Origin of the sequence: Pantoea cypripedii, assembly GCF_011395035.1 — a bacterium.
Lineage (GTDB): Bacteria > Pseudomonadota > Gammaproteobacteria > Enterobacterales > Enterobacteriaceae > Pantoea > Pantoea cypripedii_A.
Map to the genome: position 1 here is coordinate 805,904 of NZ_CP024768.1, position 22,171 is coordinate 828,074.

Consider the following 22,171-nt stretch of genomic DNA (forward strand, 5'->3'; position numbering starts at 1 on the left):
GGGCGCGGAACGCGCCCGTAACGCCAGGGATTACCATGCAGCATCCGCACCACCAGGAAACAACCTTTACGCTGGATAACGTCAGTTTTCGCGTGCCTGGGCGCACGCTGCTCCATCCGCTTTCTCTCACCTTCACGCCGGGCAAAGTGACGGCCCTGATCGGCCATAACGGTTCCGGCAAATCGACACTGCTAAAAATGCTCGGACGCCATCAGGCCGCCAGTGAAGGCCGCGTGTTGCTGAACGATGAAGCGGTGGAACAGTGGGGCAGCAAGGATTTTGCCCGTCAGGTGGCGTATTTGCCGCAGCAGTTACCGGCGGCAGAAGGCATGACGGTGCGCGAGCTGGTGGCGATTGGGCGCTATCCGTGGCACGGGGCGCTGGGTCGTTATGGTCAGGAAGATCGTGACCGCGTGGAGGAAGCGATTGCGCTGGTGGGGCTTAAACCCTTTGCCGGGCGTCTGGTGGATAGCCTGTCAGGGGGTGAACGTCAGCGTGCCTGGCTGGCGATGCTGGTGGCACAAAACAGCCGCTGCCTGCTGCTGGATGAACCGACCTCGGCGCTGGATATCGCCCATCAGGTGGAAGTGCTGGCGTTGATTCAACGTCTCAGCCAGGAGCGTGGTTTGACGGTGATCGCGGTGCTGCATGATATCAATATGGCGGCGCGCTATTGCGATCAACTGGTGGCATTACGTGGCGGTGAAATGATTGCCGAAGGTGGACCTGAAGTGATCATGCAAGCTGATGTGCTGGGCAGCATTTACGGCATTCCGATGGGCATTCTGCCCCATCCGCAGGGCGGTGCGCCCGTCAGTTTCGTCTATTAAGGCTGGCTATGCTGGATATTTCACGCCGTCGTTTGCTGGCGGCGCTGGCGCTAACGCCGTTAATGAAAATGTCGCCGTTACAGGCGGCGTTACCGGATACCCAGCGCATTCTGGCGCTGGAGTGGTTACCCACTGAATTGCTGATGGCATTGGGCGTGCCCCCGCTGGGCGTCGCGGATGTGTATAACTATCGGGTATGGGTGGGGGAACCGCCCCTGCCTGCCGGGACGATCGATCTCGGCCTGCGCACTGAACCCAATCTGGAGCTGATGACTCAGCTCAATCCTTCGCTGATCCTGCATTCCAATGGTTATGGCCCTTCAGCCGCTAACCTGGCGCGCATCGCCCCCACCATGGGCTTTGATCTGAACAGTGGCGATGGCAAACCCCTTAGCACCGCACGCAAGTCATTGCATGCGCTGGGGGCGCGTATTGGCCGTGAAGCGCAGGCCGTGCAGCATTTAGAGTACGTCGATGGCGTGCTGGCGGCGGCGCGCGAACGCCTCAAACCCTGGGCCGGGCGACCGATCCTGCTGATGTCGATCCTCGATAGCCGCCATGCCATTACCTTTGGTAAAGGCAGCCTGTTTCTGGAGGTGATGGATCATCTGGGGCTGCAAAGCGCCTGGCAGGGCGAAACCAACTTCTGGGGCAGCGCGGTGATTGGCATCGAGCGACTGGCTGCCGTGGGAGATGTCCCGGTGATTTGCTTCGACCACGATAATGAATTGCAGATGCAGGAGATGATGGCAACGGCACTCTGGCAGGCGCTGCCGTTTGTGCGCGCCGGGCATTTTCAGCGTGTCCCTGCCGTCTGGTATTACGGTGCCACTTACTCGGCACTGAAATTTGTCCGCGTGCTGGAACACGCGCTGGAGTCGCACTGATGCGCAACCGTCTTTTTCCCGTCGCGCTATTAAGTGCCCTGTTTCTGCTGGCGCTGGCGTTAACCCTGGTTAACCTGCGTCAGGCGCTGCCGATGGCGCAGTGGGCGCAGGCGTTTGTCGCGCCGGACGTCAACAATATCCAGCAGGTGGTGTTCCATCACAGCTTGTTGTCTCGCCTCGCGCTGGCGCTGCTGGTCGGTGCCGGGCTGGGGCTGGCGGGTTTGTTGTTTCAGCAGGTGCTGCGTAACCCGCTGGCAGACCCCACTACGTTGGGCGTTTCTTCCGGTGCCCAGCTTGGCATTACGGTCGCTACTCTGTGGCAGTTACCCGGCGGAGCGCTGACGCAACAATTCGCTGCGATGGGCGGCGCGGTGGTGGTGGGGATTCTGGTGTTTGGCGTAGCCTGGGGCAAACGCCTGTCGCCGGTGACGCTGATTCTCGCCGGGCTGGTGCTCAGCCTGTATGCCGGTGCGGTCAACCAGATCTTTGCCATCTTCAACCACGATCAATTGCAGAACATGTTTCTGTGGAGTACCGGTGCGCTCAATCAGCTGGATGGGCGCAATGTGGCCTTGTTGTGGCCGCGTCTGCTGTTGGCCTTTGTGCTGGCGCTGGCGTTGCTGCGTCCACTTACCCTGATGGGACTGGATGATGGCGTTGCCAAAAACCTCGGACTGGCGCTGTCACTGGCGCGGGTGGCAACGCTGGCGCTGGCGATTCTGCTTAGCGCCCAACTGGTCAACGTGGCGGGTATTATAGGTTTTATTGGCTTGTTTGCTCCACTGCTGGCGAAGATGCTGGGCGGCCGCCGTCTGTTGAGCCGGATGCTGCTGGCTCCGCTGATTGGTGCGTTATTGCTGTGGCTGGCGGATCAATGCGTGTTGTGGCTGACGACGCACTGGCGTGAAGTGTCCACCGGCACGGCGACCGCGCTGATTGGCGTGCCGATTCTGCTCTGGCTGCTGCCGCGCTTGCGTACCGGCTCGGTGCCTCCGCTGCTGAATCAGGGAGACAACGTGCCGGCTGAACGTCAGGCGGTGGCGCGCTGGTGCTTGTCTGGCCTGCTGATACTGGCATTGCTGGGGGTGATCGGCGTGACCTTTGGCCGTGATGCGCACGGCTGGGCCTGGGTCAGTGGCGATATGCTGCATCAGCTGCTGCCGTGGCGCGCGCCGCGTGTGCTGGCGGCGCTGGTAGTCGGGCTGATGCTCGGGGTGGCCGGGGCGCTGATACAGCGTTTAACCGGCAATCCGATGGCCAGCCCGGAAGTGCTGGGGATCAGTTCCGGTGCTGCCTGCGGCGTGGTGGTGATGATGTTTTTCGTGCCGGGTAATGCGATTGCCTGGTTGCTTCCAGCCGGTGCGCTGGGTGCAGCGGTCACCCTGCTGACCATTATGCTGGTGGCCAGTCGCGGCGGCTTTTCGCCGGAACGCATGTTGCTGGCGGGGATGGCGCTGAACAGCGCCTTCGTCACCTTACTGATGTTGTTAATGGCAAGCGGCGATCCGCGTATGGGCGGCCTGCTGAGCTGGATCTCGGGTTCTACCTACAACATTACTATGCAGCAGGCGCTGCAAAGCGCGGTTTGTGGCGTGGTGCTGGTGGCGCTGGCACCGCTGGCGAGCCGCTGGTTGACGTTACTGCCACTGGGTAGCGCGACGGCACGCTCGGCGGGCATGGCGCTGACAACATCGCGTCTGGCGCTGTTGTTGCTGGCTGCGGCGCTGACGGCTACCGCCACCTTAACCATCGGGCCGTTAAGTTTTGTCGGTTTGATGGCTCCGCATATCGTGCGCATGCTGGGCTTCCGCCGTGCCTTACCGCAGGTGTTAATGGCGGGGCTGCTGGGAACGGGGTTGATGGTGTTTGCCGACTGGTGTGGTCGTATGCTGGCGTTTCCGGATCAGATTCCGGCGGGGTTGATGGCCACCTTCTTTGGCGCGCCGTATTTTATCTGGCTGCTGCGGCGGGTGCGATGACGTAGGGTGCGCACTGATGCGCACCGCTTGTTTTATTACAGCTGCGCGAAGCAGCGGCGTGCTGCATCGATGGTGCGCTGAATATCTTCCTGGCTGTGTGCCAGCGACATAAAGCCCGCTTCGAACGCAGACGGAGCCAGGTAGACACCTTCCTCCAGCATCAGATGGAAGAAACGTTTGAAGCGCTCCACATCACACTGGGTGACGTCCTGATAGCAGGTCACGCTGTCGGCTGCGGTAAAGAACAGGCCAAACATGCCGCCCACATGGTTAATCACCAACGGGATGTTTTCCGCTTTGGCGGCCGCCAGCAAACCTTCTGATAATTGGGTGGTCAGCTCGGTCAGGGTTTCATGAGTACCCGGCTGGGCAATCTGCGACAGGCAGGCAAAACCGGCTGCCATGGCAATCGGGTTTCCGGACAGGGTTCCCGCCTGGTAAACCGGGCCAGTCGGTGCCAGCGCTGCCATCACATCACGACGGCCACCAAAGGCACCCACCGGCATACCGCCACCGATGATTTTACCGAGGCAGGTCAGATCCGGGGTGACATCGTAATACGCCTGCGCGCCGCCCAGCGCGACACGGAAGCCGGTCATCACTTCGTCAATAATCAGCAGAGCGCCAAACTCGTCGCACAGCGCCCGCAAGCCAGGCAGGAAGTCCGGCTGCGGTGGAATGCAGTTCATGTTACCCGCGACCGGCTCAACGATGATGCAGGCAATATCCTCAGGATATTGCTCGAACGCGCTGCGCACGGTGGACAAATCGTTGTAAGTGCAGGTCAGGGTATGTTTGGCGAAATCAGCTGGCACGCCCGGCGAGTTCGGCTGGCCGAGGGTCAGTGCGCCAGAACCGGCTTTCACCAGCAGGCAGTCGGCATGGCCGTGATAGCAGCCTTCAAATTTGATGATCTTGTCACGATGGGTGAAACCACGCGCCAGACGAATCGCGCTCATGGTGGCTTCGGTGCCGGAGTTAACCATACGCACCATATCCATGCTCGGCACCAGCTCGCATACCAGCTGCGCCATTTTCACTTCCATCTCGGTCGGCGCACCAAAGCTCAGGCCACGTGAGGCCGCTTCAATCACCGCATTACGGATGGTGGCGTTGTTGTGGCCGAGCACCATCGGACCCCATGATCCGACATAGTCGATATAGGCTTTGCCGTCGGCATCATACAGGTAAGCGCCATCAGCGCGTTCAATGAACAGCGGCACGCCGCCCACACCGGTAAACGCACGTACCGGGGAGTTCACACCGCCAGGGATCAGGCGCTGTGCTTCGGCATACAGGTTTTCTGACTTACTCATTCTTCGGCTCCGGCTGTGTCTTAAAAAAACTCGCGTCATTCTACGGGAAGATAGCGGTCAGGTGAAAGGCACCCGCGCCATGTGGCTATACTTTAAAGCATAACAGGCGGCACGCAGTGCGAAGGGCAAGACTTGATTGCACTCTGCGGCTGGCAGATAATAGCGTGATTGAGGTCGTTTTCTGACCTGGACGTTTACCCGGAGTAAAACATGAGTGACGATGTAGCAGCACTGCCTTTGCAATTCACCGATGCAGCAGCGAAAAAAGTGAAAAATCTGATCGCGGATGAAGAGAACCCGGATCTGAAATTGCGTGTTTACATCACCGGTGGTGGCTGTAGCGGCTTCCAGTACGGTTTCACTTTTGATGACCAGATGAATGACGGCGACATGACCATCGAGAAACAGGGAGTGGCGCTGGTGGTTGACCCGATGAGCCTGCAATATCTGGTGGGTGGTTCGGTTGACTACACCGAAGGGCTGGAAGGCTCACGTTTTATCGTGACCAACCCGAATGCCAAAACCACCTGTGGCTGCGGTTCTTCCTTCAGTATCTGATTTATCAGGCCGCCGTTCTGGCGGCCTGTTACCACTCTATCGTAACTAATCGTGACGTTTCGTGGCGCATCGCATCGCGAGGCAATGTGCTTTGCGTAATCCGTGGCTGCGCGCTGAAATGGCGGCCACAATCTACCGCAGGCAGCGATTGAACGCCGGGGCGTGAAATATCACAGCGGGAGAAGATAGTCAGCGTAGCGACGATAGAGCCGGTGGTGGTGGCCGCACCGATGGGTGCCGCGATCACAAGCCCTATGGCCAGCAGCAGAGCTCTGGTCATGTTGATTTCCTGGTGTTTTTAAAATTGCGCTAAGCGCAAAAAGGGCACAGAGCATACATGGCTGCTGTGCTTTGTTACCTGATTAACGACAATCTTTGGTGATTCTTTAATCGTTTTTGGTACTGATTTTCGCCGGATGCAGCGCCGCGCACAGCTGTTGCGCTGCCAGCAGCAAACGTGGCCCCGGTCGGCTTAGCCAGTCATCATTAAGCGCAATTACCGGCACCGATAACTGCGGTTGCCAGAACTGCCCGATAGCACTGGCCTGTGCGGCAGTACCGCCCATGACAATCGCCTGGGGATGACGCGCCAGGACCTGCTCGCGGCTGACCTGCGGCCAGCTCACCGTGCTATCGGCAAAGATATTACGGCCTCCGCACAATTCGATCACTTCATTTTGTAATGTGTTGCGGGCGGCGGTGAACAGCGGCTGCTGACCAAACTGCAAAAACACCCGGACGGGCGTCTGTGCCTGATACTGCTGACGTAGCTGCGCTTCCTGGCTGCGCAGTGCCTGGGCGGCATCACGCGCCTGCTGCGGATGTGGGCTCCAGCGTTGCAGTGACGCCAGCGCATCAATCATCTGATCAAGGGTTTGCGGATCGATCCACTCCACCTTAATGCCTAAGCGTTGCAGTTGATCAATTTGCCGCTGTGGGTTGCCGCCACGCCACGCCAGCACCACATCCGGTTTGAGCTGCACAATGCGCTCAATGCGGATGCCCTGCCAGTTCGCCACCTGCTCCAGCGCTTTGGCACTGGCCGGGTAATCAGACCAGGCGCTCACCGCCACCGGCGTGATACCGGCGGCGAATGCCAGTTCCGTCAGATGCGGGGCAAGGGTAATCACGCGCGGCGTGGCAGCCAGCAGGCTGCTGCAAAACAGCAGCAGCCCGGCCAGCCAGAACGATTTAGCCACGTGCCAACTGTGCCAGCAGGTTTTCTACCATCAGGGAAGATTGCTGCGCGGCGACGCTGAGAAATTCATCAAAGCTGAGATGCGATTCCTGATCGGCGACATCAGAGATGGCGCGAACGACGACAAAAGGCACCTTGAATTGGTGGCACACGTGACCAATCGCCGTGGCTTCCATTTCGACGGCAATCGCCTGCGGGAAAGTGCTGCGGATGCGCGCCAGCGGTGCGGCACCATTAATAAAGGCATCGCCGCTGACCACCAGGCCACGTACCGCGTTGAGATCCAGCTGTTTGATCACCCGCTCAGCGGCGGCGATCAGTTTTTCATCGGCGACAAAAGCGGCCGGACAACCGGCCATCTGGCCTGGTTCGTAGCCAAAAGCGGTCACATCGGCATCGTGATAACGCACTTCGTCAGAAACCACGATATCGCCGACCTTCAGGGTCGGGGCCAGGCCACCGGCCGATCCGGTGTTGATCACCACGTCTGGCTTGCACAGTTGCAGCAGCAGCGTGGTGCCGAGGGCAGCTGCGGTTTTACCAATGCCCGATTTCAGCAGGGCAACCTCAACACCATTCAGCGTGCCAGTGTAAATTTCGCACCCGGCCAGCGTCAGCGTCTGACGGTTTTCAATCTTGTCACGCAGCAGGGTGACTTCCTGCTCCATCGCGCCAATAATGCCTGCTTTCATAAAAGAGTCTCGCTAATGTTGTGGATGTAAACGGTAAAAGTGAGGCATAGTCTAACATGGCTGTCAGAGGAAGAATTCACGAAAAAATAAGGGGTAATTATGGCGACGATCAATTTCAGGAAGAAGATCAGCTTCACCCGTCCCTATACCAGCCGCAAAGATCCCGAAGGGGAATACTTTATTACCCGTCATTTTGAAAGCGATCGTGGACGTATTATTAATTCTGCCGCTATCCGCCGTCTGCAACAAAAAACCCAGGTCTTTCCGCTGGAGCGCAATGCAGCCGTGCGCTCGCGTCTGACCCACTCGCTGGAAGTGCAACAAACCGGACGCTACATCGCGAAAGAGATCCTGCAATGCCTGAAAACCCAGGGCGGCGGGCTGGCGAAATACGGGCTGGATGAGCTGGAAGGCGCATTTGAAAGCCTGATCGAGATGGCTTGCCTGTTACATGATGTGGGAAATCCGCCTTTTGGTCACTTCGGTGAGGCGGCGATCAATGACTGGTTTGATGACAATTTGCCCGCTGAACTGGTTGATCCGCTGGTGGCGGGGGTCGAAGATGATGCGCAACGCGCCGCTTTTGACCAGCTGAATGCAATGATTCGTCAGGATTTGTGCCACTTCGAAGGCAATGCGCAGGCGATTCGCATGGTCCATACCTTGCTGCAACTGAACCTGAGTTATGCTCAGGTGGCCTGCATTTTGAAATATACCGCCCCGGCCTGGTGGCAGGGAGATAAACCGGCTGAGTTCAGCGTATTAATGAAAAAGCCGGGTTTTTATTTATCAGAGCGGGAATATGTCGCGAATCTTCGGGTGGCTACCGATATAAAAGAACATCATCGTTATCCGCTGACCTGGATAATGGAAGCCGCCGATGATATCTCGTATTGCATCGCCGACCTTGACGACGCAGTGGAGAAAGATATTTTCAATGTTGATACCTTATATGACTATTTGCTGAAAGCCTGGGGAGGGGTGAAACCGGGTGATGCATTTAGTCGCACCATTGGTGAGGCCTGGAAAGAAGCCTGCCAAAAGAAATGGCGCACCAAAGGCGATCAATTTTTTATGGCGCTACGTGTTAACGTACAAAACGTGTTAGTCAGCCATGCGGTACGGCGCTTTATCGATAACTTACCCGCTATTTTTACAGGTAATTTTAATCATGCCCTGCTGGAGGATGATGGTGAGGAAGGTCGCTTGCTGATGTTATTTAAAACGGTCGCGCGTCAGCAAGTGTTTAATCATCCGGAAGTCGAACAGCTGGAATTACAGGGTTATCGCGTAATTAAAGGATTACTGGAAATTTATCAGTCATTAATGCAGCTGGATTATGAGCAGTTCACCACGCTGATGAATGATGATTTCTTAGCCAGACATCCGATTGAAACGCGTCTGTTTCATAAACTTTCTGGCAAACATCGCAAAGCGTATCAGCAATCAATGCGCACGTTGATTGTGGAACATAAATATGAGCGTCTGCTGTGGGAACGCTATTATCGTTCACGCCTTATTCAGGACTATATCAGTGGTATGACCGATCTTTATGCCTGGGATGAGTACCGTCGTTTGATGGCGGTGGAATAAGCGAAGTTTTGTAAAGAAGAGGAATAATTTTTTACTTTTACCCAAAACTTTATCAGGAACTTCGCGTTTACAATTTAATCTCATCATCACGACCACAGCAATGGTCCGGACGTAAATCTTATATGAGACACAGATGAATGAAAAAAAGCACATTAACGTTAAGTGCGCTGGCACTTAGTCTGGGCATGGCATTCAGCCCTGTCAGTGTTTTCGCGGCGGAGACAGCTTCCTCCTCCAGTCAACAGCTGCCTAGCCTTGCACCCATGCTGGAAAAAGTGATGCCTTCGGTGGTGAGTATCAGCGTGGAAGGTAGCACGACGGTGAAGACGCCGCGCATGCCGCAGCAATTCCAGCAGTTCTTTGGTGATAACTCCCCGTTCTGCCAGGACGGCTCGCCGTTCCAAAGCTCACCGATGTGTCAGGGCGGCGGCGGCGGCGATAACAGCGGCGGCGGTAGCGACACGCAGCAGGAGAAATTCCGTGCGCTGGGTTCTGGCGTGGTGATCAATGCGGATAAAGGCTACGTGGTCACCAACAACCATGTGGTTGAAAACGCGACAAAAATCCAGGTGCAGCTGAGCGATGGCCGTCGCTACGACGCGAAAGTGATCGGTAAAGATCCGCAGTCGGATATTGCGTTGATCCAGCTGAAAGATGCGAAAAACCTGACGGCGATTAAGATTGCTGACTCCGACAATCTGCGCGTGGGTGATTACACCGTGGCCATCGGTAACCCGTATGGTCTCGGCGAAACCGTTACCTCGGGCATTGTTTCGGCACTGGGTCGTAGTGGCCTGAATGTCGAAAACTATGAAAACTTCATCCAGACCGATGCCGCGATTAACCGGGGTAACTCGGGTGGTGCACTGGTGAACCTTAACGGTGAACTGATCGGTATCAACACCGCGATTCTGGCACCGGACGGTGGCAACATCGGTATCGGTTTTGCTATCCCGAGTAACATGGTGAAAAACCTCAGCGCGCAGATGGTCGAATATGGCCAGGTGAAACGCGGTGAGCTGGGTATTATGGGCACCGAGCTGAACTCTGAGCTGGCAAAAGCGATGAAAGTCGATGCACAGCGCGGTGCGTTCGTCAGCCAGGTACTGCCAAATTCAGCGGCGGCGAAAGCCGGTATCAAAGCGGGTGACGTCGTGGTTTCCATGAACGGTAAACCGCTGACCAGCTTCTCAGCACTGCGTGCGGAAGTCGGTTCGCTGCCGGTTGGCACCAAACTGCAACTGGGTCTGCTGCGTGACGGCAAGCCGGTGAGCGTCACCGTGGAGTTGCAGCAGAGCACCCAGGATAAAGTGCAGTCAGCCACTATCTACACCGGCATTGAAGGCGCTGACCTGAGCAATGTCGACAGCAATGGCCAGAAAGGCGTGCGTGTCGATAGCGTGAAAGCGGGGAGTGCTGCGGCGCGCATCGGCCTGAAAAAAGGCGATGTGATCCTCGGTGTGAACCAGCAGGGCGTGGCGAATCTGGGCGAATTACGCAAGATCCTCGACACCAAACCGTCGGTTCTGGCGTTGAATGTACAGCGCGGCGACAGCAGCCTGTACCTCCTGATGCAGTAATCTCTGTAGCGTTAAACTCAAGGCGGACTTCGGTCCGCCTTTTTTGTAACAATGGGGTCCGGTCAAATATTCAGCGAGTGTGACCTCCCCCGCAATTCCCGCATTATTCCTGCGGCTATGTGCATTTGCACAATGTCAGCTGTCTGATGGGCGCGTATTCTGTCTTCTCGTCTTTTTTCTGGAGTGATTGATGGCCACCTATCATCTCGATGCGCGCCTGGCTCAGGATATTGTTGCCCGCACCATGAAAATTATTGACAGCAATGTCAACGTGATGGATGCCCGTGGCCGCATTATTGGCAGTGGTGACCGTGAGCGTATTGGCGAATTGCACGAAGGTGCGTTGCTGGTGCTGTCGCAGGGCAGGGTGGTGGACATTGATGAGGCTGTTGCCAGACATCTGCATGGCGTCCGCCCTGGTATTAATCTGCCGTTGCGTATTGATGGTGAAATCGTCGGCGTGATCGGCCTGACCGGGCAGCCGGTCGCACTACGTCATTACGGCGAGCTGGTTTGCATGACAGCTGAAATGATGCTGGAACAGGCACGTTTGCTGCATATGCTGGCGCAGGACAGCCGTCTGCGTGAAGAACTGGTGCTAAACCTGGTGCGGAGCGAAAGCCTGTCACCGGCGTTGAGTGAATGGGCGCAGCGGCTGGGTATCGACCTCAATCAGCCACGCGTTGTGGCGGTGGTGGAGGTCGATAGCGGCCAGCTGGGCGTAGATAGCGCCATGTCGGAATTACAGCAACTGCAAACCCTGCTGACCACGCCTGAGCGCGATAACCTGATCGCCATTGTGTCGCTGACCGAAATGGTGGTGTTGAAGCCCGCGCTGAATACGCATGGCCGCTACGATCAGGACGATCACCGTCGCCGGGTGGAACAACTGCTGCACCGGATGAAAGAGAGCGGTCATCTGCGGATGCGCATTGCGTTGGGCAACTACTTCACCGGGCCGGGCAGCATCGCGCGATCCTATCGTACTGCCCGCACCACCATGATGGTGGGCAAGCAGCGTATGCCGGAGCAGCGTAGCTATTTTTATCAGGATTTGGTGCTGCCGGTGCTGCTCGATAGTTTACGTGGCGGCTGGCAGGCGAATGAGCTGGCCCGGCCGCTGGCGAAATTAAAAAATATGGATAACAACGGTTTGCTGCGTCGGACCCTGATCGCCTGGTTCACGCATAATGTGCAGCCGAGCGCTACGGCGCGTGCGTTGTTTATCCACCGCAATACGCTGGAATACCGTTTGAACCGTATCTCGGAATTGACCGGCCTGGATTTGGGTAACTTTGACGATCGCCTGCTGCTGTATGTGGCACTGCAACTGGATGAGCAGACCTGATGAGGCTGGCAGGGCTACTGGCATCACTACTGTGGTTGTACAGTGGTGTGGGTATGGCGACTGAGCTGGCTTTTCTCTCCCTGACCGACTTACAGCAGGTCAGGCAACAGCTGGCCCAGCATACTGCGCCAGCACCAACCCGCGCAGCGTGGCAGCAATTGCAGCGGGAAGCGCAGCAGGCGCTGAAGCATCCTGACCCGAGCGTCACCGATAAAGGGCTGCTGCCACCGAGCGGTTCAAAGCATGATTATCTCAGTCTGAGCGCCTATTGGTGGCCAGACGATACCCACCCGGCAGGTCTGCCCTGGCAGCGGCGCGATGGGGTGGTCAATCCAGCCAGCAAAAATGATCAAAGCGATGGTGTCCGGCTGGCGCGTTTTACCGCCGATTTGCAGGTATTGACCCTCGCCTGTTACTTCTCGGGCGAGCAGCGTTATGCCGATAAAGCGCAGGCGATGGTGCGGCATTGGTTCATTGATGCCGCCAGTCGCATGAATCCTAATCTCAATTTTGCCCAGGGCGTGCCAGGTGTGGCGGAGGGGCGTCATACCGGGGTGCTTGATGGGCGTTATTTCGCTACCCGGGTGGTAGATGCGCTGACGCTATTGCGCAGTGCGCCGGGCTGGCGACGCACGGATGAGCAGGGCGTGCAGCAATGGTTTCACGCGTATCTGCACTGGCTGCAACAGAGCCCGCTGGCGCAGCAAGAGGCCGCAGCAGCTAACAACCACGGCAGCTGGTACTGTACGCAGGTGGCGGGCATTGCCTGGTATCTTGGCGATCGCACGACGGTGCAGGCGATGGTGGCATTGGCGCGCAGTAAGATCGATCAACAGATTCGTGCTGATGGTACGCAACCGGCTGAACTGGCGCGCACGCGATCCTTTCATTACAGCTTTTTTAACCTGCAGGCACTCAGCAACCTTGCCCAACTGGCGCAACGAAGCGGCACCGGCGATCTCTGGCATTACCAGAACCCGCAGGGCGGATCGTTGCTCACAGCGCTGGCAGCCATGGCACCTTACAGCGATCCGGCGAAAGCCTGGCCATGGAAAAACCGTGATCGCGTCAGCCAACGGCTGATTCCTTTATTATCGCTGGCGGATAACAGCTTGCAGCAATCACGCTGGCAGCAGCGCATTGCTCAGGCTGACTGGACAGCATCGACAGTTTCTGAACGTGGCGCGGTACAACAGGCACAGCGCGATACCTGGCTGTTTTCACTGCCTTATGCGCAGAAAAAAGGCCAGCATTAGCTGGCCTGAGCAGAGCGGGAAGAAAGGATTAACGACCGCTGCGGGTCAGTTTATCGAGGTCAGATTCGATCTCGGCAATCTTGTTAGATACCACGTTTTCCAGGTGGCGCAGGTCATCAAGGATTTTGCGTTTCAGATCGACTTCAACCTGGTCACGCTGGCAAATCTGATCCAGCTCATCAATCACATAACGCAGGTTAGGGCTGATTTCCTGAACTTCTTTATATCCCTGGCTGCTGTGGTCGGCCACCACGGTTTTGCGCTGACGCGGGTATTTGAATTTCACGCTTTTCGCGAAGAATTCACCTTTGTCTTTGCGGAAGTAGATTTTCAGGATGTCGTTATTGGCTTCCTGACGCAGGCTGTAACGGTCAATGTCGTCAGGGTTGCTGATACCTAAGCTTTTCAGGTTGTCGTACATAGCTTTATATTCCATCAAAAGTGGGAGAGCGCGCAGGACCATCATCATTCAGGATGCAGCTGAAACGCAGCAACCAGCTTAAACAACTGTAGACATAAAAAACCGGGATGAACATTGCGCGGCCTGAGTTAACTGGCGCGGATTATGACCTGTTTGAAAAACAAACGCACTTGTTAATTCGCGGTGAGAAACAGGTTGTCAGGTGGGATGTGTAAAGAAAAAATTACGGGCCTGAATACAGGCCCGTCGGATAAGTTTATTTAAGGCAAATTCGCCTTAGTCGATGGTGCGCAGCAGCTCATTAATGCCGACTTTGCCACGGGTTTTCGCATCAACTTTCTTCACGATAACCGCGCAGTACAGGCTGTAGCTGCCATCTTTAGAAGGCAGGTTACCTGAGACCACCACAGAACCCGCTGGTACACGGCCATAATGAACTTCGCCGGTTTCGCGGTCATAAATTTTGGTGCTTTGGCCGATGTAGACGCCCATGGAGATCACGGAACCTTCTTCAACGATCACGCCTTCTACGATTTCTGAACGCGCGCCGATAAAGCAGTTGTCTTCGATGATCGTCGGGTTAGCCTGCAATGGCTCCAGTACGCCACCGATGCCGACACCGCCAGACAGGTGAACGTTTTTACCGATCTGCGCACAGGAACCCACGGTTGCCCAGGTGTCGACCATGCTGCCTTCATCAACGTAAGCGCCGATGTTAACGTAAGACGGCATCAGCACGGTGTTACGTGCAATAAATGCACCCTGGCGAACCGCTGCCGGAGGAACAACGCGGAAGCCTTCTTTTTTGAAGCGCGCTTCGTCCCAGTTGGCGAATTTCATCGGTACTTTGTCGTAGAAACGGGTTTCTGCGCCTTCCATGACCTGGTTGTCGTTGATGCGGAACGACAGCAGCACTGCTTTCTTCAGCCACTGATGCGTTACCCACTCACCGTTGATCTTTTCAGAAACGCGCAGTTCACCGCTGTCCAGCAGACCGATGACCTGGTTGATGGCTTCACGAGTGGCGCTGTCCACGCTGGCTGGCGTGATGTCAGCGCGACGCTCAAAGGCAGATTCAATAACGCTCTGTAACTGTTGCATGATAATTTCCTGAGTCTGTCATACTAAATTGATTGTTTAAGGCACATTCCGTAGCGGCGCGATTTATCGCGCGGGTTTAACAAACCCTGAAAATGCCTGAAAACAGCGCGATAAATCGCGCCGCTACAAATCCGTGCAAGCACGAGTAATAAATCGATTGCGGTCACACTTTATCGTTTGGATTAAGGGCCTCTGTCAACCGTTGTTGCAATACATTGCGCATTTCGGCATCAAGCGCGCGTCGCTCGCTGTTCGCCAGGATGAAAAGATCCTCAACCCGCTCACCAATTGTACTGATACGTGCGCCATGCAGCGACACACCTAAATCGGCAAAAACCTCTCCCACCCGCGCCAGCAGACCCGGTTGATCGAGTGCGATCAATTCCAGATAGCTGCGGCGATCGGTATGGGTCGGCAGGAAGCTGACTTCGGTATCCACGCTGAAGTGCTTCAGACGTGATGACTGACGACGCACGCGCGGTGGTACCCACTGCGTTTGGGTGATCGCCTGTTCCAGCGCCTGGATGATCATCGGGTGACGATCGGCGGCAAGCGGGTTGCCATCCGGCTCCAGCACGATAAAGGTATCCATTGCCATGCCGTCGCGGCTGGTAAAGATTTGCGCGTCGTGCACGCTAAGGTTGCGCCGATCCAGCTCGCCCGCCACCGTAGCGAACAGGTAAGGACGGTCCGGGCTCCAGATAAAAATTTCGGTGCCGCCACGGGTGGCCTGCGGGCTGACCAGCACCAGCGGTTTGCTTAAATCATGGTTAATCAGATGACGCGCATGCCATGCCAGCTGATTAGGGGTGTGCCGCAGGAAATAGTCAGAACGGCAGCGGCTCCAGATATGCTGCAACCGTTCTTCGTCGAGATTTTCCATGCGCAGCAGGGCCAGCGCCTGCAACCGATGATGGCGCACGCGCTCGCGCAGGTCCGGGCTGTTTTCCATACCGCGGCGCAGCTGTTTTTCCGTGGCAAAAAACAGTTCACGCAGCAGGCTCTGCTTCCAGCTGTTCCACAGGCTTTCGTTGGTGGCGCAAATATCCGAAACCGTTAAGCACACCAGATAACGCAGGCGGTTTTCGTTCTGCATCACCTCAGCAAATTGCTGAATGACGGTGGGGTCCTGAATATCACGACGCTGTGCCGTGACCGACATCAACAGATGGTGGCGTACCAGCCAGGCAACCAGTTGGGTTTCGCGTGAGTTGAGACCATGCAATTCGGCAAAATCCAGCGCATCCTGCGCCCCAAGAATAGAATGATCGCCGCCGCGGCCTTTGGCGATGTCATGCAGCAGTGCTGCCATCAGCAGCAACTCCGGTTGCGGCAGACGTGGCCAGAGTTCAACGCACATGGGATGCATCGGACGCGTGGCTTCGTCGGCAAAGCTCTCCAGCTTCTGCAATACACGGATGGTGTGCTCATCCACCGTGTAGGCATGGAACAGGTCAAACTGCATCTGGCCGACGATATTGCCCCACAGCGGTGTATAGGCCCACAGCACGCTATGGCGATGCATCGGCAACAGCGCGCGTTTCACGGCCCCGGGGTGGCGCAGAATCGCCATAAATGTCTGGCGCGCTTCCGGAATCTGGCACAACGGCTGTTTCAGATGGCGGCGTGAATAACGTAGCTGGCGCAACGTGGTGGAATAGATGCCTTTAATGTCTTCGTTGCGTACCATCACGTAAAACATACGCATAATCGATTGTGGCTCACGATCGAACAACGTTGGGTCGCGCAGGTCGATCAAATCGCCTCGTAGCTGGAAATCGTCATCAATGCTACGCGGCTTTTCGGTTGAGGAAAGCCCAAGAATGGCTTCATCAAACAGTTGCAGCAGCATCTGATTCAGCTCACCAATCCGTCGCGTGACGCGGAAAAAGTCCTTCATCATGCGCTCAACGGGTTCATTCCCTTCGCCGAGATAGTTGAGGCGCTGCGCAACGTTTAACTGGCGATCAAACAACAGCCGGTTATCGTAGCGCGTTAACGTCAGATGCAGGGCAAAGCGGATGCGCCAGAGAAATTCCTGGCATTCATTCAGCTCGTTGCGTTCTGCCTCGGTGAGAAAGCCGAAACCGACCATCTCATCCAGGGTCGTGGCCCCGAAATGGCGGCGCGCTACCCATTGCAGCGTGTGAATATCGCGCAGGCCACCTGGGCTGCTTTTAATATCCGGCTCCAGGTTGTAGCTGGTGCCGTGATAGCGCTTATGGCGCTCCTGTTGTTCTTCAATTTTGGCGGCAAAAAATTGCGCCGAGGGCCAGAAGCCATCACTGAAAATGTTCTTTTGCAGTTCGAGAAACAGCGCCACGTCACCCGTCAGCATGCGCGACTCAATCAGGTTGGTGGCCACGGTCAGATCCGACAGCCCTTCCAGCAGGCACTCTTCCAGCGTACGGACACTATGGCCGACTTCCAGTTTGAGATCCCACATCAGCGTCAGCAGTTGGCTGGTACGCTGTGCCGCCTGCTCATCCAGTGGGCGACGGCTGAGGATCAGTACATCGATGTCGGATAGCGGATGCAATTCGCCACGGCCATAACCACCGACCGCCAGCAGGGCGATCTCTTTCATCTGATCAAAGCCAAAGAAGCGCCATAAGCGGCGCAACAGCCGATCGATAAACAGCGTGCGTACATCAATCAGCGATTCAACATCGGTCCCGGCATCAAAAGCCACGCCCATATGCTGCTGAAATTGTTCGAGATAGAGTTTGAGGTTCTCGCGGGTTAAGGCTTCATCGGGCCAGTCGGCAGGGGAATCGGTCAGGCCCTTGTGTACTGCTTCGGTCACGCTACCACTCATCGACATCGTCTCGTCTGCACGCCATAAAAAAGCCGACACTAAGTCGGCGAGGTCATTATTAGAAAGAGATTTACGCTACGTTTTCCAGCACCGCTGGAATGGTGTCGTCTTCACGCAGGGTCAGAATCTCACAGCCGTTCTCCGTCACCACAATAGTATGCTCATACTGCGCGGACAAGCTGCGATCTTTGGTTTTTACGGTCCAGCCATCCTTCATGGTACGGATGCGGTAATCACCGGCGTTAACCATTGGCTCGACAGTAAAGGTCATGCCAGCCTGCAATACCACGCCACTGTCATCGGCATCGTAATGCAGCACCTGGGGTTCCTCATGGAAACCTTTACCAATGCCGTGGCCGCAATATTCACGCACCACGGAGAAATCCTGCGCTTCAACATACTTCTGAATCGCACGGCCCAGCTCGCGCAGGCGAATGCCTGGTTTTACCAGACGCAGCGCCAGATACAGGCTTTCCTGCGTGACCCGGCACAGACGCTCCCCCTGAATGGTTGGCTTGCCAACAATGAACATTTTCGAGGTGTCGCCGTGATATTCATCTTTGATCACCGTGACATCAATGTTGACGACATCGCCATCTTTCAGCAGACGGTCATCGCTGGGAATACCGTGGCACACCACTTCATTGATTGAGATGCACACCGATTTCGGGAAACCGTGGTAGCCAAGACAGGCAGAAATGGCCTGCTGCTTTTGGGTGATGTGCTCGTGGCAGAGGCGGTCCAGTTCACCGGTAGAGATACCCGGCACGACGTGCGGTGCAATCATTTCCAGCACCTCAGCGGCCAGACGGCCCGCAACACGCATTTTTTCGATTTCTTCAGGGGTTTTGATTGAAATTGCCATTAAATTAATCCGCGGCTGTCGAAAATTTCGACGATAATTGAATTCTGTGCAGTCATGTTAGCAGCAGCGATTTAGGCTGCCAAATCGGGAAGTGGTAAGCCTTTTCCCACTAACTACTATTGGCGTATTCCTGCGCATTATGGTATAAAGCGCGCCGACGATTCTCTGTCAGCCTCAAGGCCGGCAGGAAACGCATAAATCTCATTATGTGTACTAAAACACACATGTATCGACACATACGCCGGGGTGCCTTGTAAGAGGTCGGTTGTATGGGATACATGGAGGCCCAACCCCAATCAAACTTTAGAGGTAATCATGGCAACTGTTTCCATGCGCGACATGCTCAAGGCTGGTGTTCACTTCGGTCACCAGACCCGTTACTGGAACCCGAAAATGAAGCCGTTCATCTTCGGTGCGCGTAACAAAGTTCACATCATCAACCTTGAGAAAACTGTACCGATGTTCAACGAAGCCCTGGCTGAGCTGAACAAAATTTCTTCCCGTAAAGGTAAGATCCTGTTCGTCGGTACTAAGCGCGCTGCTGCCGAAGCGGTAAAAGAGTCTGCACTGAGCTGCGACCAGTTCTTCGTTAACCACCGCTGGTTGGGTGGCATGCTGACCAACTGGAAAACCGTTCGTCAGTCAATCAAACGCCTGAAAGATCTGGAAACTCAGTCTCAGGACGGTACTTTCGACAAACTGACCAAAAAAGAAGCGCTGATGCGCGCTCGTGAACTGGCCAAGCTGGAAAACAGCCTGGGCGGTATCAAAGATATGGGCGGTCTGCCGGATGCACTGTTCGTTGTTGATGCTGACCACGAGCACATTGCAATCAAAGAAGCAAACAACCTGGGTATTCCGGTATTTGCTATCGTTGATACCAACTCTGATCCGGACGGCGTTGATTTCGTTATCCCGGGTAACGACGATGCAATCCGTGCTGTAAGCCTGTACCTGACTGCCGTTGCCACTACCGTGCGCGAAGGCCGTTCACAGGATCTGGCTGAGCAAGCTGAAGACGCGTCTTTAGAGAACGCCTGATAAGGTCTGCTCTTTCACAGAGCCCTTAGACATCAGATGTAATCTGTTAAGGGGGCCGCACAGGCCCCTTTATTATATCCAAGTTTGTCACGCTGGCCTTTCAGGTGAGCGGGGCAGAGTAAATTTTCCGCAACAAGTTTCTGGCAGTGTGCAAACACTGAGAAACGAATCGAGGATTCTGGAATGGCTGAAATTACCGCTGCACTGGTAAAAGAACTGCGCGAGCGTACTGCCGCTGGCATGATGGATTGCAAAAAAGCGCTGACTGAAGCGAATGGCGATATCGAGCTGGCCATCGAAAACATGCGTAAGTCTGGCGCAATCAAAGCAGCGAAAAAAGCGGGTAACGTTGCTGCTGATGGCGTGATCAAAACCAAGATCGTTGACGGCTATGGTGTGATCCTGGAAGTTAACTGCCAGACCGACTTCGTCGCAAAAGATGCCGGTTTCCAGGCGTTTGCTGACAAAGTGATCGACGCTGCTGCCGCTGGCAAAGTGACCGACGTTGAAGTTCTGAAAGCGCAGTTCGAAGAAGAACGCGTAGCACTGGTTGCGAAAATCGGTGAGAACATCAACATCCGTCGTGTTGCGATTCTGGAAGGTGCTGAGCTGGGTAACTACCTGCACGGCGCACGTATCGGCGTTCTGGTTTCTACCAAAGGTGCTGACGAAGAGCTGATCAAGCAGGTTGCAATGCACGTTGCAGCGAGCAAGCCGGAATTCGTGAAGCCGGAAGACGTGTCTGAAGACGTGGTAGCTAAAGAGTACCAGGTTCAGCTGGACATCGCGATGCAGTCTGGTAAGCCGAAAGAAATCGCAGAGAAAATGGTTGAAGGCCGTATGAAGAAATTCACCGGCGAAGTTTCTCTGACTGGTCAGGCTTTCGTTATCGACCCGAGCAAAACCGTTGGCCAGGCTCTGAAAGAGAAAGGCGCTGACGTAATCAACTTTATCCGCTTCGAAGTGGGTGAAGGTATCGAGAAAGTTGAGACTGACTTCGCAGCAGAAGTTGCTGCAATGTCCAAACAGTCTTAATTGGTCCGAAAGAACCGCCGGAAGGCGGTTCTTTTTTGTCTGCATTTTGTTGCGGACGCATTTTCAGTCACTTCCCAATAGCTTTTCTCTCTCGCTAAGCGGATGATTGATCAGATTTAACTTCTCCTTTTCATCATATCTTCCAGGAAGAATTGACCATGGCGACCAACGCAAAACCTGTATATCAACGTATCCTGCTAAAACTGAGTGGCGAAGCACTGCAAGGTGCCGAAGGTTTTGGTATTGACGCGAGTGTGCTTGACCGCATGGCGCAAGAGGTAAAAGAGCTGGTTGAGCTGGGTATCCAGGTAGGTGTGGTTATTGGTGGCGGTAACCTGTTCCGTGGCGCGGGTCTGGCACAGGCTGGTATGAACCGTGTGGTCGGCGACCATATGGGTATGCTGGCAACCGTGATGAATGGCCTGGCGATGCGTGATGCGCTGCACCGTGCCTATGTCAATGCGCGTCTGATGTCAGCGATTCCGCTGAATGGCGTATGTGATAACTACAGCTGGGCCGAAGCGATTAGCCTGCTGCGCAATAACCGTGTTGTGATTTTCTCTGCCGGTACTGGCAACCCGTTCTTTACCACCGACTCAGCCGCCTGCCTGCGTGGCATCGAAATCGAAGCGGATGTGGTGCTGAAAGCCACCAAAGTCGATGGCGTCTATTCTGCCGATCCGGTGAAAAACCCGGATGCAACGCTGTATGAACAGCTGACCTATGCTGAAGTGCTGGATAAAGAGCTGAAAGTGATGGATCTGGCCGCCTTTACGCTGGCCCGCGACCATCAACTGCCGATCCGCGTCTTCAATATGAACAAACCTGGCGCGCTGCGCCGCGTAGTGATGGGTGAAAAAGAAGGTACCCTGATTACGCATTAATACCCGAGGCAAGATAAAATAGGGTATATTCTGTTGGCGCGGCGCTGTGGCGCTGCGCACCATTCAGGATGATCGATGATTATCGATACCGCTTCCGGTTAGCCCGGAAATGGCCAGGTCAAACCGAATCCAAGGGTTTCAACGTGATTAACGAAATTAAAAAAGATGCTGAAACGCGCATGGACAAATGCGTGGAAGCATTCAAAAACACCATTAGCAAAGTGCGCACTGGTCGCGCTTCTCCCTCTCTGCTCGACGGCATTGTTGTTGAATACTACGGTACACCGACGCCGCTGCGTCAGCTGGCTAGCGTCACTGTAGAAGACTCCCGCACGCTGAAAATCAACGTCTTCGACCGTTCCCTCGGTCCGGCCGTTGAGAAAGCGATCATGGCATCAGATCTGGGCCTGAACCCAAGTTCGGCAGGTAGCGACATCCGTGTTCCGCTGCCGGCGCTGACGGAAGAACGTCGTAAAGATCTGATCAAAATCGTTCGTGGTGAAGCGGAGCAGGGTCGTGTGTCAGTACGTAACGTACGTCGTGACGCGAACGACAAAATCAAAGCGCTGCTGAAAGATAAAGAGATCAGCGAAGACGACGAACGTCGTACGCAGGATGAGATCCAGAAAATGACCGATGCGCGCATCAAGAATGTTGATGCAGCACTGGCAGAGAAAGAAAAGGAACTGATGGAGTTCTGATTCCATCTTTATCCGACCAACGCCGTCAAGAGAGGTATACCCATTTGGGAATGCACAATCTTGCGGCG

General features: G+C 55.4%; 20 protein-coding genes. 12 read left to right on the forward strand and 8 right to left on the reverse strand.

Going from position 1 to position 22,171, the window contains the following annotated elements; all coding sequences use genetic code 11:
- Positions 1-35 precede the first annotated feature (35 nt).
- From fhuC to fhuB, 3 genes are read left to right on the forward strand one after another with little or no spacing between them, the layout of a single operon-like run.
- On the forward strand, positions 36-830 hold the full coding sequence (gene fhuC / locus CUN67_RS03610) for a Fe3+-hydroxamate ABC transporter ATP-binding protein FhuC (RefSeq protein WP_208714044.1): 795 nt from the start codon (positions 36-38) through the stop codon (positions 828-830).
- Between the two features lie 8 nt (positions 831-838).
- Positions 839-1,717, forward strand: a complete 879-nt coding sequence (gene fhuD / locus CUN67_RS03615) for a Fe(3+)-hydroxamate ABC transporter substrate-binding protein FhuD (RefSeq protein WP_208714045.1) — start codon at positions 839-841, stop codon at positions 1,715-1,717.
- Complete coding sequence (gene fhuB / locus CUN67_RS03620; protein WP_208714046.1) at positions 1,717-3,696, forward strand: Fe(3+)-hydroxamate ABC transporter permease FhuB; 1,980 nt, start codon at positions 1,717-1,719, stop codon at positions 3,694-3,696. Before fhuD ends, fhuB begins: the two co-directional genes overlap by 1 nt.
- 35 nt (positions 3,697-3,731) lie before the next feature.
- On the opposite strand, the gene hemL is transcribed toward fhuB, so the two are convergent.
- Positions 3,732-5,012: a glutamate-1-semialdehyde 2,1-aminomutase gene (hemL, locus tag CUN67_RS03625; RefSeq protein WP_208714047.1), complete on the reverse strand. Its 1,281-nt coding sequence runs from the start codon at positions 5,010-5,012 to the stop codon at positions 3,732-3,734.
- Between the two features lie 210 nt (positions 5,013-5,222).
- Here hemL and erpA point away from each other — a divergent pair, with 210 nt between their 5' ends.
- Entirely contained in the window at positions 5,223-5,570 is a 348-nt protein-coding gene (gene erpA / locus CUN67_RS03630; protein ID WP_084872819.1) for an iron-sulfur cluster insertion protein ErpA, read from the forward strand.
- A gap of 28 nt (positions 5,571-5,598) precedes the next feature.
- Here the strand turns inward: erpA and CUN67_RS03635 are convergent, their stop codons facing one another.
- The 3 genes from CUN67_RS03635 to mtnN form a co-directional block, all read right to left on the reverse strand.
- Entirely contained in the window at positions 5,599-5,850 is a 252-nt protein-coding gene (locus CUN67_RS03635; protein WP_208714048.1) for a hypothetical protein, read from the reverse strand.
- A 106-nt stretch (positions 5,851-5,956) separates the two neighbouring features.
- Positions 5,957-6,769 carry a vitamin B12 ABC transporter substrate-binding protein BtuF gene (gene btuF, locus CUN67_RS03640; protein WP_208714049.1) on the reverse strand — a complete coding sequence of 271 codons (813 nt, stop codon included), beginning with the start codon at positions 6,767-6,769 and terminating at the stop codon, positions 5,957-5,959.
- Positions 6,762-7,460: a 5'-methylthioadenosine/S-adenosylhomocysteine nucleosidase gene (mtnN, locus tag CUN67_RS03645; RefSeq protein WP_208714050.1), complete on the reverse strand. Its 699-nt coding sequence runs from the start codon at positions 7,458-7,460 to the stop codon at positions 6,762-6,764. The genes btuF and mtnN overlap by 8 nt, the downstream gene beginning before the upstream one ends.
- Before the next feature lie 99 nt (positions 7,461-7,559).
- On the opposite strand from mtnN, the gene dgt reads away from it, so the two are divergent.
- The 4 genes from dgt to CUN67_RS03665 all read left to right on the forward strand — a co-directional run bounded on the left by dgt (position 7,560) and on the right by CUN67_RS03665 (position 13,237).
- Entirely contained in the window at positions 7,560-9,053 is a 1,494-nt protein-coding gene (dgt, locus tag CUN67_RS03650; RefSeq protein ID WP_208714051.1) for a dGTPase, read from the forward strand.
- A 137-nt stretch (positions 9,054-9,190) separates the two neighbouring features.
- Entirely contained in the window at positions 9,191-10,633 is a 1,443-nt protein-coding gene (gene degP / locus CUN67_RS03655; protein ID WP_208714052.1) for a serine endoprotease DegP, read from the forward strand.
- A 190-nt stretch (positions 10,634-10,823) separates the two neighbouring features.
- Entirely contained in the window at positions 10,824-11,981 is a 1,158-nt protein-coding gene (locus CUN67_RS03660) for a CdaR family transcriptional regulator (protein WP_208714053.1), read from the forward strand.
- Positions 11,981-13,237 (forward strand): alginate lyase family protein, encoded by a 1,257-nt coding sequence (locus tag CUN67_RS03665; protein WP_208714054.1) that lies wholly within the window; start codon positions 11,981-11,983, stop codon positions 13,235-13,237. Before CUN67_RS03660 ends, CUN67_RS03665 begins: the two co-directional genes overlap by 1 nt.
- Positions 13,238-13,265: 28 nt before the next feature.
- On the opposite strand, the gene CUN67_RS03670 is transcribed toward CUN67_RS03665, so the two are convergent.
- From CUN67_RS03670 to map, 4 genes are all read right to left on the reverse strand, one after another.
- Positions 13,266-13,658, reverse strand: a complete 393-nt coding sequence (locus tag CUN67_RS03670) for a DUF3461 family protein (protein ID WP_084872836.1) — start codon at positions 13,656-13,658, stop codon at positions 13,266-13,268.
- Positions 13,659-13,934: 276 nt separating this feature from the next.
- The gene (gene dapD, locus CUN67_RS03675; RefSeq protein WP_084872838.1) at positions 13,935-14,759 is read right to left on the reverse strand and encodes a 2,3,4,5-tetrahydropyridine-2,6-dicarboxylate N-succinyltransferase; all 825 of its coding nucleotides are present in this window, start codon (positions 14,757-14,759) and stop codon (positions 13,935-13,937) included.
- A gap of 163 nt (positions 14,760-14,922) precedes the next feature.
- Positions 14,923-17,577 carry a bifunctional uridylyltransferase/uridylyl-removing protein GlnD gene (gene glnD / locus CUN67_RS03680; RefSeq protein WP_208717059.1) on the reverse strand — a complete coding sequence of 885 codons (2,655 nt, stop codon included), beginning with the start codon at positions 17,575-17,577 and terminating at the stop codon, positions 14,923-14,925.
- 70 nt (positions 17,578-17,647) lie between these two features.
- Positions 17,648-18,442 carry a type I methionyl aminopeptidase gene (gene map / locus CUN67_RS03685; RefSeq protein ID WP_208714055.1) on the reverse strand — a complete coding sequence of 265 codons (795 nt, stop codon included), beginning with the start codon at positions 18,440-18,442 and terminating at the stop codon, positions 17,648-17,650.
- Positions 18,443-18,757: 315 nt separating this feature from the next.
- Here map and rpsB point away from each other — a divergent pair, with 315 nt between their 5' ends.
- The 4 genes from rpsB (at position 18,758) to frr (ending at position 22,103) form a co-directional block, all read left to right on the forward strand.
- Positions 18,758-19,483 (forward strand): 30S ribosomal protein S2, encoded by a 726-nt coding sequence (gene rpsB, locus CUN67_RS03690; protein ID WP_013507942.1) that lies wholly within the window; start codon positions 18,758-18,760, stop codon positions 19,481-19,483.
- 183 nt (positions 19,484-19,666) lie between these two features.
- Positions 19,667-20,518 carry a translation elongation factor Ts gene (gene tsf, locus CUN67_RS03695; protein ID WP_208714056.1) on the forward strand — a complete coding sequence of 284 codons (852 nt, stop codon included), beginning with the start codon at positions 19,667-19,669 and terminating at the stop codon, positions 20,516-20,518.
- Between the two features lie 158 nt (positions 20,519-20,676).
- Positions 20,677-21,402: a UMP kinase gene (gene pyrH / locus CUN67_RS03700; RefSeq protein WP_013507944.1), complete on the forward strand. Its 726-nt coding sequence runs from the start codon at positions 20,677-20,679 to the stop codon at positions 21,400-21,402.
- A 143-nt stretch (positions 21,403-21,545) separates the two neighbouring features.
- Positions 21,546-22,103 (forward strand): ribosome recycling factor, encoded by a 558-nt coding sequence (gene frr / locus CUN67_RS03705; RefSeq protein ID WP_084878324.1) that lies wholly within the window; start codon positions 21,546-21,548, stop codon positions 22,101-22,103.
- Positions 22,104-22,171: the final 68 nt, after the last annotated feature.